The sequence below is a fragment of the Pseudomonas sp. CH61 genome, assembly GCF_059429415.1.
In genome coordinates this window covers 4,647,387-4,662,735 of sequence record NZ_CM182098.1, presented here as the reverse complement: position 1 = coordinate 4,662,735, position 15,349 = coordinate 4,647,387, and the positions used below count along the sequence as shown (strand labels likewise).

Below are 15,349 nucleotides of genomic sequence, written 5' to 3'. Positions count from 1 at the left end.
TTAGATCAGCCCACGCTGAACGAGTACCTGGTGCGCCAGCAGCGCGTCTTCAGCCAGGAACACATCAGCCATCTCGGAAGTTCTTACGGACAACTCGGCGTGGTGGATGCATACCGTTGGTCCGACCAGCATTTTCGGGCAACTGACTCCGTTCAATAGTTTCGGCAACTGCGCAAGGTTCATGGCTTTGCTGGAATACAGCAGTACGCCACGGGCTTGCAGATGTTCGACCGCCAACGCCAATTCGGCGGCCGGCAGCGGCCAGTCAAACACTTGCACCGGACAATCAGCGCTACTGATCAGCCACGCGCACAGCCACAGATGAGGTTCCAGTGGCAGGTCGGAATGATTGATCAATAACAGCGGGGCGCCATGTAACTGACGATTGTTATGGTAGATGCGTGTGCCGAATTTGCTGCGTAACCACGAATAAAAGAACACCCGCTCCATCTGCGCGCCGAACTGGCCTTGCCAGCGCTGCTCCAGTTCCGCCAGCAGCGGCATCAGCAATTGCTCGCACAACGTGCGTGGCGGGTAGAGCGCCATGGCCTGATTGACGCTGTCGTCGAGGCTGCGTTCATTGAGTTGCGTGACGGCGGCAAGCAGGGTTTGGCGCAAGCGTTGCCAGTCGTTTTCCACCGATTCGCTGAACGCCTGTGGTGCGTCGAGCAGCGGTTTGACTTGGCTGACTGCAACGCCACGGTTGAGCCAGGTGAGAATGGCCAGAATTTGCTGCACGTGTTCGGCGGAGTAGAGCCGGTGACCCTTTGGGGTGCGTTGCGGTACGACCAGCCCGTAGCGGCGTTCCCACGCACGCAGGGTGATCGCGTTGACGCCGGTCTGCCGGGCGACTTCGCGAATCGGCAGCCAGCCCTCGTCGAGGGCTTTTTTAAAATCCGCGCCAAGATCTTCCCGGGCGCTGGTATCCATTTTGTCGTTCATTAGATTGCGTTTCGCAGGCTGAGGTTTTCCGGGTGCGGTTGCAGGTAAACCTGTTGCGCGATGTACGAATCCGGATGGAGGCGAAAGTGATGTTTGAGCAGCGTCAACGGCACCACCAGCGGCACGATGCCCTGGCGGTACTGGCCGATGACGTGCTGCATTTCCTGTTTGTCTTCGGCGCTGATTACCTGTTTCAGATAACCGCTGATGTGCAGCAGCACGTTGCAGTGGGTGCCACGGGTGGCGCATTTTTTCAGCGCCGCCATCAGTTCGCTGAAGTAGCGTGGGCCTAGTTCGACTGGATCGGTATCGGCCATGTTGCCGAGCAGTTTGCCCAGCGCTTTGTATTGCGGCGGGTTGTGCGCCATCAGCAAATATTTGTAGCGCGAATGGAATTCGGTGAGGGCGCGACGGCTCAGGCCATTGGCGAGGACTTGCTGCCATTCGCTGTAGGCGAACACGCGGGTGATGAAGTTCTCGCGCAACACCGGATCGTTGAGGCGCCCGGCTTCTTCCACGGGCAGATCCGGGTGCTGTGCGCAGAACGCCTGGGCATAGATTCCGCGCCCACCGCCGTTCACCGGGGCGCCGTTGGCGTGGTAGACCTTGACCCGCTCCAGGCCGCAGGACGGTGATTGCTGCATGAAGATATAGCCGCAGATGTCATTGAGTTCGGCGGCCATTTTCTCGCCGTATTCGGCCAGCGGCTGGGTAACGTTGATCGCCCGGTTCATCGTGCCGACCGCTTGTGGATGCTCGGCATCGCCAACGAGACGGATCGGTTCGCGCGGGATGCCCAGGCCGATCGCGACCTCCGGACACACCGGAACGAAATCGAAATGCTCGGTGAGGGTACGGCTGCACAGGCGTGATTCCTTGTGGCCACCGTTGTAGCGCACCTCAGCGCCCAGCAGGCAGGCGCTGATGGCGATTTTTGGTTTGGCTAGGCAAGGGTCAGACATGGGCACCTCGAATCTATACCTGTACAGACGTTGATCTCTGTACAACTTTGCTCAGCATAGATTCCTGGGTATACAAGTCAAATTATTTGTATAACTTTTTCGGTTGATGCGATTTCTTGTAGGAGTGAGCCTGCTCGCGATGGCGCCGTCTCAGGCAACATCGATGTTACTGACAAACCGCTATCGCGAGCAGGCTCACTCCTACAGGGGGTTTTATTGCCAACCCAATAACCAGTGATCGGTGTTCTTGAGGGTTTGCCAATCGAGGCGCTCAGCACGCTTGGTCAACACCGCCTGCAACTCGACTTCCAGCACTGTGCCTTCCTCGTCGCGAAACAACTCGGTCACCAGAAAGTGTTTTTCACGGTTTTGCGGGTGAGCTGCTGTCCATTTCGACAGCAGCAATTTACCCGGATTGATGCGGTTCATTGCAGGTGTTCGTGTAAGCGCTTTGCAGCTTCCTGGCCACTGAGCCAAGCGCCTTCGACACGCCCGGACAGGCACCAGTCGCCGCAGGCGTACAAGCCCAGATCGGCATCGGCCAGCGTGCCCCATTCGTGGCCCGTCGCCGGGCGCGCATAGAGCCAGCGGTGGGCGAGGCTGAAGCTCGGCGCGGGCATGGCGCTGTGCAGCAACTCGGCAAAGGCGCCGTGCAGTTGCTCGATCACCGCTTCCTTGGACAGGTCGATATGTTGCCGGCTCCACGCGCTGGTGGCGTGCAGCACCCATGTGTCGAGAGTGTTGTCGCGCCCCGGTTTGCTGCGGTTGCGCGCCAGCCAGTCGAGCGGGCTGTCCTGCACAAAGCAACCTTCGATCGGCGTATCCAGTGGTGTTTCGAAAGCGAGGGCGACGGCCCAGGTCGGGTCCATTTTCACCCCGGCGGCGGCACCGGCCAGCTTCGGCGCAGCGGCCAGTAATGCCGTCGCTTGCGGCGCTGGCGTGGCAATCACCACGTGGCTGAACGGCCCGTGGGTGAAGCCTTCGGCGTCTTGCAAATGCCAGTGTTCTTCACCGCGAAAAACCTCGGTAATCCGGCAGGCGAAATGCACTTCCAGACCGTCGAGCAAACCACGGGTGATGGCGCTCATACGCGGCGCACCGACCCAACGGGTCTGCTCGTCCGGCGACAGGTTCAGTTGCCCGCCCTGGTAGGTGTAGAGCTGCGGCGTCCACTCGGCGACCCAGCCCTGGCTTTGCCAACGCTGCACTTCGGTGACGAAGCGCCGGTCGCGGGCAGTGAAATATTGCGCGCCCATGTCCAGCGAGCCAGCGTCGCTGCGCTTGCTCGACATGCGCCCGCCGCTGCCGCGACTCTTGTCGAATAACTGGACGGTGTGCCCGCTCTCTGTCAGAGCCTGGGCGGCGGAGAGTCCGGCGATGCCGGTGCCGATGATTGCGATAGGTACAGTCATAGGGGCCTCGTTTACCTTTCTGTACAGACTACGCCGTGGATGAAACCTGTATAATTTTGTTTTTTGGTATAACTTCTAGCATTCTCGTTCTGACAGCTTGGCCTATGGTTAAACAATAGAGCCTGCCCGATAGAAAAGATCCCTGCTTATAAAAATAGACTAGTGATCCGGGTTAAACGCCACGCGAGGAAGATGTCATGCACATATTGCTGACCGGCGGTACTGGTTTGATCGGACGTCAGCTCTGCCGACACTGGTCAGGGCAGGGCCATCGCCTGACGGTGTGGAGTCGCAAACCGGAGAAAGTCGCGAAAATCTGCGGTGCGCAGGTGCGTGGTATCGCGCGTCTGGAAGACCTCGGCGAGGAGCCTGTCGACGCCATCATCAATCTGGCCGGCGCGCCAATTGCCGATCGGCCGTGGACCCATCGCCGCAAGGCGTTGTTGTGGAGCAGCCGCATCAAGCTCACCGAAACGCTGTTGGCGTGGCTCGAAACCCGCGCGCAGAAACCGGCATTGTTGATTTCCGGTTCGGCGATCGGCTGGTACGGCGATGGCGGTGAGCGCGAACTGACCGAAGATTCGCCGCCGGTGATCGACGACTTCGCCAGTCAGTTGTGCATCGCCTGGGAGGAAACCGCACTGCGCGCCGAAGCGCAGGGCATTCGTGTAGTGCTGGTGCGCACCGGGCTGGTGCTGTCGGCCGAGGGCGGCTTTTTGTCGCGCTTGCTGTTGCCGTTCAAACTCGGGCTGGGCGGGCCTTTGGGCAATGGTCGGCAGTGGATGCCGTGGATTCATATCAACGATCAAATCGCCCTGATTGATTTTCTTCTGCACCGGGATCAGGCCAGTGGTCCTTATAATGCGTGCGCGCCGCAACCTGTGCGCAATCGCGAATTTGCCAAGACGCTGGGCAGCGTGTTGCACCGCCCGGCGTTCATGCCGATGCCGACCCTGGCGCTGAAGGTCGGCCTCGGCGAGATGTCTTTGTTGTTGCTCGGCGGCCAGAAGGCCATACCGACACGCTTGCTGGAAGCGGGTTTCACTTTCCAGTTCACGGATTTACGCGCGGCTCTGGATGACCTCTCCAGCCGCCTCTGAAATAGGACGTTGCATGACCGATCACGCCTTGCTTCTGGTCAACCTGGGTTCCCCGGCCTCCACCTCGGTGGCCGATGTGCGCAGCTACCTCAATCAATTCCTGATGGACCCGTACGTGATCGACCTGCCATGGCCGGTGCGGCGTCTGTTGGTGTCGCTGATCCTGATCAAACGCCCGGAGCAATCGGCCCACGCCTATGCCTCGATCTGGTGGGACGAGGGTTCGCCGCTGGTGGTGCTCAGTCGTCGCCTGCAACAGCAGATGACCGCGCAGTGGAGCCACGGCCCGGTAGAACTGGCCATGCGTTACGGCGAACCGTCGATTGAAACCTGTTTGCTCAAGCTGGTCGCGGCGGGGCACAAGCGCATCACGCTGGCGCCGCTGTATCCACAGTTCGCCGACAGCACCACGACCACGGTGATCGAAGAAGCGAAACGGGTGATCCGCCAGAACAAGCTCGATGTGCAATTGTCGGTGCTGCAACCGTTCTACGATCAGCCGGAATACCTCGATGCGCTGGTGGAAAGCGCCAGACCGCATCTGCAGCAGGATTACGATCACCTGCTGCTGAGCTTCCACGGGTTGCCTGAGCGGCATCTGACCAAACTCGATCCGACCGGCAATCACTGCTTCAAGAATGACGACTGCTGCAAGAACGCCTCGCCTGCGGTCTTGGCGACCTGTTATCGCGCGCAATGCCTGCGTACCGCAGCGTTGTTCGCTGAGCGCATGGGCCTGCCTGATGGCAAATGGTCGGTGTCGTTTCAGTCGCGTCTGGGACGGGCCAAGTGGATCGAACCGTACACCGAAGCGCGGCTGGATGAACTGGCGAAAAGCGGCGTGAAGAAGATTCTGGTGATGTGCCCGGCGTTTGTCGCCGATTGCATCGAGACGCTGGAGGAGATTGGTGATCGCGGCAAGGAACAGTTCCGCGAAGCGGGGGGCGAGGAATTGGTGCTGGTGCCATGCCTGAACGACGACCGGCAATGGGCCAAGGCCTTGGCGACGCTCTGCGAAAGAGCACCGCTGGCCCTGTGATGATCGTTCCCACGCTCCGCGTGGGAATGCAGCCCGTGACGCTCCGCGTCACTGGACGCAGAGCGTCCCTAGAGGCATTCCCACGCAGAGCGTGGGAACGATCAGATCTAAAGGCTTAGATCAGCGGCTCATCCGCCTTCTTGTTCTTCCAGCCATCATTGCCCGGCAGAATCAGGTTCAGCGCAATCGCCACCACCGCGCACAGCGCGATGCCTTTGAGGCCGAAATCATCCGGACCAGTGCCGGTGCCGACCAGCACACCGCCGATACCAAACACCAACGTCACCGAAACAATCACCAGATTGCGCGCTTCGCCCAGATCGATCTTGTGCCGGATCAGAGTGTTCATCCCCACCGCCGCGATCGAACCGAACAACAGGCACAGAATCCCGCCCATCACCGGTACCGGAATGCTTTGCAGCAGCGCGCCGAACTTGCCGATGAACGCCAGGCTGATGGCGAAGATCGCCGCCCAGGTCATGATTTTCGGGTTGTAGTTCTTGGTCAGCATCACCGCGCCCGTCACTTCGGCGTAGGTGGTGTTTGGCGGACCGCCGAACAGGCCGGCGGCGGTGGTGGCAATGCCGTCACCGAGCAGGGTGCGATGCAGGCCCGGCTTCTTCAGATAGTCGCGACCGGTCACGCTACCGACGGCAATCACGCCGCCGATGTGTTCAATCGCCGGCGCCAAGGCAACCGGCACGATGAACAGGATCGCCTGCCAGTTGAACTCCGGCGCGGTGAAATGCGGAATCGCGAACCATGGCGCAGCGGCAATCTTCGCCGTGTCGACCACGCCGAAATAGAACGCCATAGCAAAACCGACCAGCACACCGGAAATGATCGGCACCAGACGGAAGATGCCTTTACCGAACACCGCCACGATCAACGTGGTCAGCAATGCCGGCATCGAGATCAGCATTGCGGTCTGGTAATGGATCAGTTCAGAACCGTCGCCAGCCTTGCCCATCGCCATGTTCGCGGCAATCGGCGCCATGGCCAGGCCGATGGAAATGATCACCGGACCAATCACCACCGGCGGCAGCAAACGGTCGATGAAGCCAGTGCCTTTGATCTTCACGGCAAGACCGAGGAAGGTGTAGACGAAACCGGCCGCCATCACACCGCCCATGGTCGCGGCGAGGCCGAACTGGCCCTTGGCGAGAATGATCGGGGTGATGAAAGCGAAGCTCGACGCCAGAAACACCGGCACCTGACGCCCGGTGACGATCTGGAACAGGATCGTCCCCAGACCCGCGGTAAACAGTGCCACGTTCGGGTCCAGGCCCGTGATCAGCGGCATCAGCACCAGGGCGCCGAAAGCCACGAACAGCATCTGGGCGCCGGACAGCACCGTGCGCCAGAGCGGATCGTTGAACTCTTGCTGCATGGTTACGCGTCCTTCTGCTTGGTGCCGAAGATCTTGTCACCGGCGTCGCCAAGTCCAGGGATGATGTAACCGTGCTCGTTCAAGCGCTCATCGATGGACGCGGTGTAGATGGTTACGTCCGGGTGAGCTTTTTCTACTGCAGCAATGCCTTCCGGCGCGGCAACCAGCACCATCGCGCGGATGTCCTTGCAGCCGGCTTTCTTCAACAGATCAATGGTCGCAACCATCGAGCTGCCGGTAGCGAGCATCGGGTCGATGATCATCGCCAACCGTTCGTCGATTTCCGGAACCAGTTTTTCCAGGTAGGTGTGCGCTTGCAGGGTTTCTTCGTTACGGGCGACGCCCACAGCGGAGACCTTGGCGCCCGGGATCAGGCTCAGCACGCCTTCAAGCATGCCGATGCCGGCGCGCAGGATCGGCACGACGGTAATCTTCTTGCCGGCGATCTTCTCGACCGACACGGTGCCGCACCAGCCTGCAATATCGTAGGACTCCAGCGGCAAATCTTTTGTAGCTTCATAGGTCAACAGGGCGCCGACTTCCTGAGCGAGCTCACGGAAGTTCTTGGTGCTGATATCGGCGCGGCGCATCAGGCCGAGTTTATGACGGATCAGCGGATGGCGGATCTCGAGGATGGGCATGGAAAAACTCCGGCGGCGGGCAAAAAAACCGGCCTAGATTAATCTATCCGAGGGTGATGTCCTATAGGACATTCTGTACGTTAGTCCATAAAGGCTTGATTCGGCCCCGCGAGATGCGTACCTTTGCCCGCTTTTCGCAGCCATACCCCCCCACATTCCCCCCTGGAGAGCGCCATGTCCGCTGATCTCGAGCATATCCGTCAAATCATGCGAGAGGCTGACTGCCTGTACACCGAAGCTGAAGTCGAGGCGGCCATCGCCCGTGTCGGTGCACAAATCAACGAACAACTGGCTGACAGCAACCCGGTGGTGTTCTGCGTGATGAACGGCGGCCTGATTTTCTCCGGCAAGCTGCTGACCCATCTGCACTTCCCGCTGGAAGCGTCCTACCTGCACGCGACCCGTTATCGCAACGAAACCAGCGGCGGCGACCTGTTCTGGAAAGCCAAGCCGGAAGTCTCGTTCATCGACCGCGACGTGCTGATCATCGACGACATCCTCGACGAAGGTCACACCCTCGGCGCGATCATCGACTTCTGCAAACACGCTGGCGCGCGCAAAGTGCACACCGCCGTACTGATCGACAAGGATCACGACCGCAAGGCGCGTCCTGACCTGAAAGCCGATTTCGTCGGCCTGCCGTGCATCGACCGTTACATCTTCGGTTACGGCATGGACTACAAAGGCTACTGGCGCAACGCCAACGGGATTTTTGCCGTTAAAGGCATGTAAGACCCCCGCGCTATCCCCTGTGGGAGCGAGCCTGCTCGCGAAAGCGATCTTTCATTCAGCATAAGTGTTGAATGTGAAATTGCCTTCGCGAGCAGGCTCGCTCCCACAGTTGTTTTGTGTGTGCTGATCCATCCGCGATACCCATGCTAGAGTGCTCGGCCCCGCCCCCCGGAGCCTGTCATGCGCCTTTTGATCCGCAGCTTTGCCGCCCTGTTGTTGGCCCTCAGCCTGCCGCTGTCCGCCGCGCCGATGCACAGCCAGTTCCTGCCGCCGGACGATCTGACCGTACGCGATGCCGAACCCGAGCAGCAGCAACTCATGCAGGTCACCGACTATTCCGTAGTGATCGGCGCGCAACGCCAGTCCAATCAGCAGCCGATTCCGGTTACGTCGCCATTGATGATCCGCCTCAAAGGCAAATCCCTGAACAAGGGCGCGACGATCACCCAGGTGCTGGTCAATTTCGACGGCGAAAGCAAAAGCCTGAAAAAGCCGATCTACGACGACAAGAGCAAAACCCTGACACTGTTTTATCCACAGGCTCAATACCGCGTGATCATCGATCTGCTGCGCAATGACACCGTGTATGTGCAATTCCTCAGTTACGCCAACGGCCATATCTGGGCCGATTTGCACACCGGCGCTGTGCGATCGCGTTGAGCCGGGCGGCCGGGCAGGGGTAAACTGCCCGCCCCGTGTAATGTCTGCGAGCTGGAGTCGGCAATGCGTAAAGATAAGAAACAAGTGATTGGTGACGAGATCGGCGATGAGCAGATCAAGCTGTTCCTCGATTTTGAGCCGGTCGACGCCACTTCGCCGTCGCTGCACAAACTGATCAAGGCTTACCGTGGCCTGCGTATCGATGACTTCGAGCGTTTTCTGGGCTTCTTCGTCGCTGCCGGTTATGACGTTGATGGCAAAGACGAGCAGGGCAAGACCTTCGTTGAGCTGATCGCCGATCAGCGCAACGCCCCGGAATACATCGAGCTGATCGAAAAGTCCCGCGCCTGAGGCTTTTCCCAAGCATAAAAAAACGCCCCGCACTCACTGAGTACGGGGCGTTTTTTATGCGGCAAGATCAAGCGTAGCTTGGGGTCTCGCTGCTTTCTTCAACCAGCTCCAGCGCGATGTTGTTCTGCGTGTTGATCTTGCGATACAGCGCAGCATCGGTTTCCAGGACCTTTTCACGGGCTGGGAAGATTTCCGCCAGTTTGCCGGCCCACTCACCCTTGGCCTTGGCTGGGAAGCACTTCTCGATCAGTTCGAGCATGATCGAAACGGTCACCGACGCGCCTGGCGAAGCACCGAGCAGGGCGGCGAGGGAACCGTCCTTGGCCGAGACCAGTTCGGTACCGAACTGCAGGATGCCGCCCTTTTTCGGGTCTTTCTTGATGATCTGCACCCGTTGGCCGGCCACTTCCAGGCGCCAGTCTTCGGCTTTCGCCTCAGGGTAGAAACGGCGCAGGGAATCCAGACGCTGTTCCATCGATTGCATCACTTCGCTGACCAGGTACTTGGTCAGGTCCATGTTGTTTTTCGCCACGGCCAGCATCGGCCCGATGTTGCCGGCGCGAACCGACAGCGGCAGGTCCATGAAAGAGCCGTGCTTGAGGAACTTGGTGGTGAAACCAGCGTATGGCCCGAACAGCAGGGATTTCTTGCCATCGACCACGCGGGTGTCGAGGTGCGGCACCGACATCGGTGGCGAACCTACGGCAGCCTGGCTGTACACCTTGGCCTGGTGGTGCTTGACCACTTCCGGGTTGTCGCAACGCAGCCACTGGCCGCTGATCGGGAAGCCGCCGAAGCCTTTGCTTTCTTCGATGCCCGACGCCTGCAGCAACGGCAGCGCCGCGCCGCCAGCACCGAGGAAAACGAACTTGGCGTCGACTTCGCGGGTGTTGCCGTTGTTGACGTCCTTGATGCTGACGGTCCAGCCGGCGCCGTTACGTTTGAGGCCGGTTACGCGCTTGCAGTATTTGACTTGAGTGTCGGGAGCGCTGGTCAGGTGCTTGAGCAACTGATTGGTCAGGGCGCCGAAGTTGACGTCGGTGCCGTTCATCACGCGGGTCGCGGCGAGGACTTCGTCTTGCGCGCGGCCCGGCATCATCAGCGGCATCCACTCGGCCATCTTGGCCTTGTCTTCGGTGTACTCCATGTCAGCAAAGGCGTGGTGCTTGCTCAACACGTCGAAGCGCGATTTGAGGAAAGACACACCGCTGTCGCCCTGGACGAAACTCAGGTGCGGCACCGGGCTGATGAAGGATTTGCACGAGCCGAAGGTGCCTTGCTTGGTCAGGTACGACCAGAACTGCTTCGACACCTCGAACTGGGTGTTGATATGCACGGCTTTCTTGATGTCGACGGTGCCATCGGCGGCTTGCGGCGTGTAGTTCAGCTCGCACAGGCCGGCGTGACCGGTACCGGCGTTGTTCCATGGGTTGGAACTCTCCGCAGCACCGGAATCCATCAGCTCGACGACTTCCAGCTTGATCGCGGGGTCGAGCTCTTTGAGCAGCACGGCCAGGGTGGCACTCATGATGCCCGCCCCAACCAGAACTACGTCGACTGCTTCGTTATGCGCCATTTAACGCGTCTCCAAAATCTGCAGCACCAAATTGTCGGCATGGCTGCCAGGCGTTCCGGGACAGATCAGTTATGCCCCAGCTATCCGTGGTCAGGTCGCCATGTCCGAATCTTCGCAATTTTTCGCAACTTCGACGGATGTATGCGGCTTGGCTTTCAAGAGCTCCATGAACTCATTTCAGCGCGCAGCTGGCAATTCGACTTATGGTCGAGACATCCGTTTTTGTGCAACCAAATCCGTAGCGGACAGGCTTCAGGCTCCGATATTCGAGGTATACCCGGTCCTGTGTCGTTGGGCTGTTTCAGACGCTAATGGTGCATGTTCAGACGCAAAACTTTTCATTTGCTCGCCACACTCTTGTGAAGTTGTGAAAACCCGTTTTTTTCACGCTCTTTTGAAGACGTGAACCTCAAAAAAGGGCTGTCCAGGCCTGGCACCTTGCCCGAGGGCAAAAACAACGCGGTGGCCGAGCGTCATGACAGCTCTGCAGATTCGCGAAAAGCGGGGTTTTTGCCGGAAGAACAGGCAAGCGCGCCAACTTCACTCGATCTGTGTGGGCGGCTCTCTGTGGGCGATTTTGATGTCAAATGCATGCGCATTGACGCTGTTGCGGGGCCCGATCAGGAGACGTCCTTATAATCGGGGGGAGATTGTATCGAAGAAATGCGGGCAGTTGCTCGTGTTTAATGACTTTTATTAGGCATCCGGTCAGATGCTCAACATCGCTTGCACCCGTGCACGGGGCTGCGACGCTATGACGCGGGCGCTGGCGGGCAGTGGCTGGTGCAACCAGTTGAGGCGGATTTCTTCGATTTCCACCCAGCCGTCGCCCATTGGCTGCAGGCTGCACTGCTTGAATGCCTGGCAATGGCCATTACGGTCGAGCAGGGCGAAGCTGCGATGCAGCGGGCGCGGTGCGAACAACGAGATCAGATAACGCATGGTTGAGTACCTTGTGGGGGACTGATTGCAAGGTTGCCAAGGCGCCGTGACGTCAACGTGTATGGCGGGTGAATAATCTGTGACAGGAACCGCTTTCCCAAGGGTTTGTCAGACATTTCAGTATTCACTGTCGGGCGCTGGTTACCCGCAGTGGCCCACCGCTATACTGCCGGCCTGTTTGTGCCTGATTCTGGAGAGAAGAGCATGTTGCAACGCCTGTTGTTCGGTTTGATCACTGTGGCCGGTTTGACCCTGGCCGGCTGCGCCCACAGCCCGCAACAACTGAACCCGGAGCCGAAGCTGACCACCCAGCTGCCAGCGGTCGGCCGTGGCCAGCCCGTTGTCGTGCGTGTGGTTGACGGTCGTCCGTCGCCAACCCTCGGCACCCGTGGCGGTCTGTACCCGGAAACCAGCGCCATCACCGTGCAGCGCGAGCAGATCCTGCCGAAGCTGCAGGCTCAGGCTGAAGCTGCCGTGCGCCTGTTGGGTTTCACCCCGACCAACAACGCGCCAAACGCTCCGCAGCTGACCGTAACCCTGGCCGAGCTGAAGTATCAGTCGCCGAAAGAAGGCATGTACGTGACCGAAGCGACTATCGGCGCGACCTTCCGCTCCGACGTGCAGAACGCCAACCGCCGTTACAGCGGTCGTTACGGTGCTTCGCTGGACCAGCGCTTCGGAATGGCGCCGAACCAGGAAACCAACACCAAACTGGTCAGCGATGTGTTGAGCGATGCGCTGACGCGTCTGTTCAAGGATCCGACTGTGGGTCAGGTTCTGGCTGAGTAAGTTTTCGGCTGATGTGAAAAGCCCGGGGCCAGTGATGGTTTCGGGCTTTTTTGTGGGTGTCAGGGTTGGAATTTGTGTTGGATGAACAATCGATCCCCCTCACCCCAGCCCTCTCCCCAAAGGGGAGAGGGGGAAAGGGAGCCGATCGGGGGCTTTTCAGAATCTGAGTTCGGCTGGATATTTCAGGTCGATGGACCTCGACCAAACAACTCGGTCGGTTCCCTCTCCCTACGGGCGGTCCGACGTTTCGGGAGGGCTAGGGTGAGGGTACTTTTGATTTTTCAGGCAGCCTGAGAATAAAAGTCGAGAACGCTGACACCCGTCAGCAAATCCGTCTCAGGCAAATCTGCATGCTGATGCCCACCCAGCGCGCAATACACCAGCCAATGGCGGTCCTGCACATTGAAAGCGAGACTACCGACGAGGCTCTGTTGTTCGTCGTAAGGCGTGATGAGGTACAGACGATCCTGGTTTTCAGCGTGAAGCATTTCGCGTTCCATGTGTGTTTCGAGGCGCGCAGGGTGGCCTATCCACATGACGAAGCCGTGACACAGGACAGCCATCGGTCGATTGTCAGGTAATTTGTCGCAAAGGCTGGGGCAGGGAAGCAAGGTTTCGGTAGAATTCGCGCCGCGGTCGTCGATCTGGCGCCTGCCATACCGGTTCAGATAGAGGTCTGTGATGTCGCTGCACTTGATGACGCTGTTTACCGCCCATCCCGCCAAGTTGATCAACCTGCTGGCGTTGCTGTTGGCGTTTCCCGGCAGTTGGCTGCTGCACGCCACCCGCCGCCGTGAACAGCGCGCGATGGCCAGCATTGCCGCCCAGCGTCAGGCGCAGCCGAATGCCGAGCCGATCCTGGATTGGGCGACCTTGCGCATGAACCGGTTTTTCTATCGTTTTGGTTTTGCCTGCCTCGCTCTGGCCCTGATCGTCTCCTGGATCAGTACTCGCTTCTGAAAGCTTCAGGCATAAAAAAACGGCGCCCGAGGGCGCCGTTTTTGCATCTGGTAAAACCGTTTACAACGGTAACCCAGCCTTGACCCGGTACTGATTGCGCACCGGCGTCGCATATTGCAGCACCAGATACGGACGATGCTCCTCAGGGCAAGCGTCCAGCCGGCTCTGCCATTCTTCCTGCGCCTTGGCCAGCTCATCCGCCGGGAATACCTCGGCAGCTTTCGGCACGTTCAACTGCGGATCAGCATCGGCCCACTGCGCATACGCCAGGTAATGCACCGGGAATAACCGGTAGCCGCCGAGAATCTGCTTGTCCATTTCGACCGCCAATTGCTTGGTGTCTTCGAACAACTCAGTGATCGGCGCGGCAAAGTTCACGTGCACCCGGCCTTTGTAGCCGGTGATGCCCTTGGCAATGCTCACGTCATCCTCGCCCGGCGCTTTCGCGTAGGTGCCGGTGGTGGCGCGGATGTACAGCTCGCGGGCCTTGGCCTGGTCGCACGGGTCGTATTCGTAGCTGATCGACACCGGGGTGACGTTCAACGAGCGAATGACTTCGCCGAACGGCTCGTCCTTGCGGCTCATGTGGAACATCTTGAGGATCGCCGACTCGGTACGGTCGTCGCCGTCCTTCGCCCGACCTTCGGCCTGAGCGATCCAGATCGAGGCGCAATCGTTGCGGATCGAGTGATTGATGTATGCCGACAACAGTTGATACGCGGCCATTTTCTCGCGACGGCCGGTGATCGAACGGTGAACGATGAAGCTCTTGTTCAAACGCATCAGGTCGCTGACAAACGGCTTTTGCAGCAGGTTGTCGCCAATTGCGATGCGCGGCGTCGGCAGGCCGGCGTGGTACACGGCATAGTTGACGAAGGCCGGGTCCATCACGATGTCGCGGTGGTTGGCGATGAACAGATAGGCGCTGCCCGACTTGAATTGCTCGACACCGGTGTAGGTCACGCCGTCGGTGGCGCGCTCGATGGTGTGGTCGACGTAGGACTCGACCTTGTCCTGCAACGTCGCCACCGAGGTCACGTCGGCGAACTCACGACGCAGCCGATGGGCTATAAGTGGTTTGAGCATCCAGCCGAAAGCACCGGCAAAACGCGGGAAGCGGAAGTGGGTGAGGATATCTAGAAACGCCTTGTCGCCGAGCAGTCTTGCCAGTACCACAGGTACTTCGCTGTCGTCGTAAGGTCGGATGGCATCGAATTCGCCCATCATGCTCTCTTGTTGGAAACGGCTAGGGTAAGTAAAGGTTTTGATCGAAAACCCGCGGGGCACGGTCTGAAAAAGTAGCCAGACAAAAATAGCCCTGCAAATAGACCGGCGATTATACGCACAAGTCACTTGGGAGACCGCGATGCTGGAAGCCGCTGAATACGAATGTCCTTATTGTGGTGAGACGGTCGAGACGTCAGTGGACCTGTCCGGCGGCGATCAGACCTACATCGAGGACTGTCAGGTGTGTTGTCGGCCGATCACGTTCGTGTTGCAGGTCCATGGAGAGGACTGGTTTCTGGAAGTCTTCAGCGAAAACGAGTGAGGGCCGCGTATGCAGCGAATCTACGAGCCGGAAAACCTGATGGAAGGCGAAATGCTCAAGGGCATGCTCGCCAGCGAAGGCATCGAGGCGCACTTGATAGGCCGTGATTTGCTCGGTGGAACGGGCGAGCTGCCGATCTTCGGTCTGTTGGGCTTGTCTGTGGATAACGATCAGGCCGAATACGCCCGCGAGCTGATCACCGCGTACAATGCCGCGCTGCCGCTGCCCGGCGATGAACCGGAGAGTTTCCCCGGGACGCTGGTCTGTTAGGCTGAGCTTCGTTTTACTTCAGAGTCGTGTTGCC

19 protein-coding genes are annotated in these 15,349 nt (G+C 59.3%); 9 read left to right on the top strand and 10 right to left on the bottom strand.

Annotated elements, in window-relative coordinates:
• The 4 genes from AC5SEM_RS20815 to AC5SEM_RS20800 form a co-directional block, all read right to left on the bottom strand.
• Nucleotides 1–942 (bottom strand): MerR family transcriptional regulator, encoded by a 942-nt coding sequence (locus tag AC5SEM_RS20815; protein ID WP_212621062.1) that lies wholly within the window; start codon nt 940–942, stop codon nt 1–3.
• Nucleotides 942–1,904, bottom strand: coding sequence for a 2-thiouracil desulfurase family protein (locus AC5SEM_RS20810; protein WP_495471173.1), 963 nt, complete (start codon nt 1,902–1,904; stop codon nt 942–944). The genes AC5SEM_RS20815 and AC5SEM_RS20810 overlap by 1 nt, the downstream gene beginning before the upstream one ends.
• A gap of 213 nt (nt 1,905–2,117) precedes the next feature.
• Complete coding sequence (locus tag AC5SEM_RS20805) at nt 2,118–2,333, bottom strand: TIGR02450 family Trp-rich protein (protein ID WP_077574507.1); 216 nt, start codon at nt 2,331–2,333, stop codon at nt 2,118–2,120.
• The gene (locus AC5SEM_RS20800; RefSeq protein ID WP_471896638.1) at nt 2,330–3,316 is read right to left on the bottom strand and encodes an NAD(P)/FAD-dependent oxidoreductase; all 987 of its coding nucleotides are present in this window, start codon (nt 3,314–3,316) and stop codon (nt 2,330–2,332) included. The genes AC5SEM_RS20805 and AC5SEM_RS20800 overlap by 4 nt, the downstream gene beginning before the upstream one ends.
• Before the next feature lie 197 nt (nt 3,317–3,513).
• Here AC5SEM_RS20800 and AC5SEM_RS20795 point away from each other — a divergent pair, with 197 nt between their 5' ends.
• Both AC5SEM_RS20795 and hemH read left to right on the top strand, forming a co-directional pair.
• Entirely contained in the window at nt 3,514–4,416 is a 903-nt protein-coding gene (locus tag AC5SEM_RS20795) for a TIGR01777 family oxidoreductase (protein WP_495471172.1), read from the top strand.
• Nucleotides 4,417–4,429: 13 nt separating this feature from the next.
• The gene (gene hemH / locus AC5SEM_RS20790; protein ID WP_077574504.1) at nt 4,430–5,455 is read left to right on the top strand and encodes a ferrochelatase; all 1,026 of its coding nucleotides are present in this window, start codon (nt 4,430–4,432) and stop codon (nt 5,453–5,455) included.
• A gap of 115 nt (nt 5,456–5,570) precedes the next feature.
• Here the strand turns inward: hemH and AC5SEM_RS20785 are convergent, their stop codons facing one another.
• Nucleotides 5,571–6,845 (bottom strand): uracil-xanthine permease family protein, encoded by a 1,275-nt coding sequence (locus AC5SEM_RS20785; RefSeq protein ID WP_077574503.1) that lies wholly within the window; start codon nt 6,843–6,845, stop codon nt 5,571–5,573.
• 2 nt (nt 6,846–6,847) lie between these two features.
• Entirely contained in the window at nt 6,848–7,486 is a 639-nt protein-coding gene (upp, locus tag AC5SEM_RS20780; protein WP_007912842.1) for a uracil phosphoribosyltransferase, read from the bottom strand.
• Between the two features lie 174 nt (nt 7,487–7,660).
• Between upp and AC5SEM_RS20775 the strand changes: the two genes are divergently transcribed.
• The 3 genes from AC5SEM_RS20775 (at nt 7,661) to AC5SEM_RS20765 (ending at nt 9,229) form a co-directional block, all read left to right on the top strand.
• Complete coding sequence (locus AC5SEM_RS20775; RefSeq protein ID WP_064387625.1) at nt 7,661–8,218, top strand: hypoxanthine-guanine phosphoribosyltransferase; 558 nt, start codon at nt 7,661–7,663, stop codon at nt 8,216–8,218.
• 180 nt (nt 8,219–8,398) lie between these two features.
• The gene (locus tag AC5SEM_RS20770; RefSeq protein ID WP_077574502.1) at nt 8,399–8,878 is read left to right on the top strand and encodes a hypothetical protein; all 480 of its coding nucleotides are present in this window, start codon (nt 8,399–8,401) and stop codon (nt 8,876–8,878) included.
• A gap of 63 nt (nt 8,879–8,941) precedes the next feature.
• Nucleotides 8,942–9,229 (top strand): PA4642 family protein, encoded by a 288-nt coding sequence (locus AC5SEM_RS20765; RefSeq protein WP_064387623.1) that lies wholly within the window; start codon nt 8,942–8,944, stop codon nt 9,227–9,229.
• A gap of 67 nt (nt 9,230–9,296) precedes the next feature.
• On the opposite strand, the gene mqo is transcribed toward AC5SEM_RS20765, so the two are convergent.
• The gene (gene mqo / locus AC5SEM_RS20760) at nt 9,297–10,805 is read right to left on the bottom strand and encodes a malate dehydrogenase (quinone) (protein ID WP_368967582.1); all 1,509 of its coding nucleotides are present in this window, start codon (nt 10,803–10,805) and stop codon (nt 9,297–9,299) included.
• A gap of 708 nt (nt 10,806–11,513) precedes the next feature.
• On the bottom strand, nt 11,514–11,747 hold the full coding sequence (locus AC5SEM_RS20755) for a hypothetical protein (RefSeq protein WP_007912834.1): 234 nt from the start codon (nt 11,745–11,747) through the stop codon (nt 11,514–11,516).
• Between the two features lie 204 nt (nt 11,748–11,951).
• On the opposite strand from AC5SEM_RS20755, the gene AC5SEM_RS20750 reads away from it, so the two are divergent.
• On the top strand, nt 11,952–12,536 hold the full coding sequence (locus AC5SEM_RS20750; protein WP_008086137.1) for a YajG family lipoprotein: 585 nt from the start codon (nt 11,952–11,954) through the stop codon (nt 12,534–12,536).
• Nucleotides 12,537–12,817: 281 nt separating this feature from the next.
• Here the strand turns inward: AC5SEM_RS20750 and AC5SEM_RS20745 are convergent, their stop codons facing one another.
• Nucleotides 12,818–13,024: a hypothetical protein gene (locus AC5SEM_RS20745; protein WP_008083982.1), complete on the bottom strand. Its 207-nt coding sequence runs from the start codon at nt 13,022–13,024 to the stop codon at nt 12,818–12,820.
• A gap of 193 nt (nt 13,025–13,217) precedes the next feature.
• Here AC5SEM_RS20745 and AC5SEM_RS20740 point away from each other — a divergent pair, with 193 nt between their 5' ends.
• Nucleotides 13,218–13,496 carry a hypothetical protein gene (locus tag AC5SEM_RS20740; RefSeq protein ID WP_007912825.1) on the top strand — a complete coding sequence of 93 codons (279 nt, stop codon included), beginning with the start codon at nt 13,218–13,220 and terminating at the stop codon, nt 13,494–13,496.
• Between the two features lie 60 nt (nt 13,497–13,556).
• On the opposite strand, the gene AC5SEM_RS20735 is transcribed toward AC5SEM_RS20740, so the two are convergent.
• A complete protein-coding gene (locus AC5SEM_RS20735; RefSeq protein ID WP_200887272.1) occupies nt 13,557–14,720 on the bottom strand; it encodes a 1-acyl-sn-glycerol-3-phosphate acyltransferase in 1,164 nt (387 codons plus the stop codon).
• A gap of 142 nt (nt 14,721–14,862) precedes the next feature.
• On the opposite strand from AC5SEM_RS20735, the gene AC5SEM_RS20730 reads away from it, so the two are divergent.
• Entirely contained in the window at nt 14,863–15,045 is a 183-nt protein-coding gene (locus AC5SEM_RS20730) for a CPXCG motif-containing cysteine-rich protein (protein WP_463575938.1), read from the top strand.
• 9 nt (nt 15,046–15,054) lie between these two features.
• Nucleotides 15,055–15,315 carry a putative signal transducing protein gene (locus AC5SEM_RS20725; RefSeq protein WP_007912819.1) on the top strand — a complete coding sequence of 87 codons (261 nt, stop codon included), beginning with the start codon at nt 15,055–15,057 and terminating at the stop codon, nt 15,313–15,315.
• The last annotated feature ends 34 nt before the right edge of the window (nt 15,316–15,349 follow it).

What these genes read in the sequence shown, in the direction of transcription:
- mqo (WP_368967582.1), bottom strand. Translation starts at nt 10,805, where the DNA reads ATGGCGCATAACGAAGCAGTCGACGTAGTTCTGGTTGGGGCGGGCATC.
- AC5SEM_RS20750 (WP_008086137.1), top strand. Translation starts at nt 11,952, where the DNA reads ATGTTGCAACGCCTGTTGTTCGGTTTGATCACTGTGGCCGGTTTGACC.
- upp (WP_007912842.1), bottom strand. Translation starts at nt 7,486, where the DNA reads ATGCCCATCCTCGAGATCCGCCATCCGCTGATCCGTCATAAACTCGGC.
- AC5SEM_RS20815 (WP_212621062.1), bottom strand. Translation starts at nt 942, where the DNA reads ATGAACGACAAAATGGATACCAGCGCCCGGGAAGATCTTGGCGCGGAT.
- AC5SEM_RS20745 (WP_008083982.1), bottom strand. Translation starts at nt 13,024, where the DNA reads ATGCTTCACGCTGAAAACCAGGATCGTCTGTACCTCATCACGCCTTAC.
- AC5SEM_RS20805 (WP_077574507.1), bottom strand. Translation starts at nt 2,333, where the DNA reads ATGAACCGCATCAATCCGGGTAAATTGCTGCTGTCGAAATGGACAGCA.
- AC5SEM_RS20775 (WP_064387625.1), top strand. Translation starts at nt 7,661, where the DNA reads ATGTCCGCTGATCTCGAGCATATCCGTCAAATCATGCGAGAGGCTGAC.
- AC5SEM_RS20765 (WP_064387623.1), top strand. Translation starts at nt 8,942, where the DNA reads ATGCGTAAAGATAAGAAACAAGTGATTGGTGACGAGATCGGCGATGAG.
- AC5SEM_RS20800 (WP_471896638.1), bottom strand. Translation starts at nt 3,316, where the DNA reads ATGACTGTACCTATCGCAATCATCGGCACCGGCATCGCCGGACTCTCC.
- AC5SEM_RS20725 (WP_007912819.1), top strand. Translation starts at nt 15,055, where the DNA reads ATGCAGCGAATCTACGAGCCGGAAAACCTGATGGAAGGCGAAATGCTC.
- AC5SEM_RS20785 (WP_077574503.1), bottom strand. Translation starts at nt 6,845, where the DNA reads ATGCAGCAAGAGTTCAACGATCCGCTCTGGCGCACGGTGCTGTCCGGC.
- AC5SEM_RS20740 (WP_007912825.1), top strand. Translation starts at nt 13,218, where the DNA reads ATGTCGCTGCACTTGATGACGCTGTTTACCGCCCATCCCGCCAAGTTG.
- AC5SEM_RS20735 (WP_200887272.1), bottom strand. Translation starts at nt 14,720, where the DNA reads ATGGGCGAATTCGATGCCATCCGACCTTACGACGACAGCGAAGTACCT.
- AC5SEM_RS20795 (WP_495471172.1), top strand. Translation starts at nt 3,514, where the DNA reads ATGCACATATTGCTGACCGGCGGTACTGGTTTGATCGGACGTCAGCTC.
- AC5SEM_RS20755 (WP_007912834.1), bottom strand. Translation starts at nt 11,747, where the DNA reads ATGCGTTATCTGATCTCGTTGTTCGCACCGCGCCCGCTGCATCGCAGC.
- AC5SEM_RS20810 (WP_495471173.1), bottom strand. Translation starts at nt 1,904, where the DNA reads ATGTCTGACCCTTGCCTAGCCAAACCAAAAATCGCCATCAGCGCCTGC.
- AC5SEM_RS20770 (WP_077574502.1), top strand. Translation starts at nt 8,399, where the DNA reads ATGCGCCTTTTGATCCGCAGCTTTGCCGCCCTGTTGTTGGCCCTCAGC.
- AC5SEM_RS20730 (WP_463575938.1), top strand. Translation starts at nt 14,863, where the DNA reads ATGCTGGAAGCCGCTGAATACGAATGTCCTTATTGTGGTGAGACGGTC.
- hemH (WP_077574504.1), top strand. Translation starts at nt 4,430, where the DNA reads ATGACCGATCACGCCTTGCTTCTGGTCAACCTGGGTTCCCCGGCCTCC.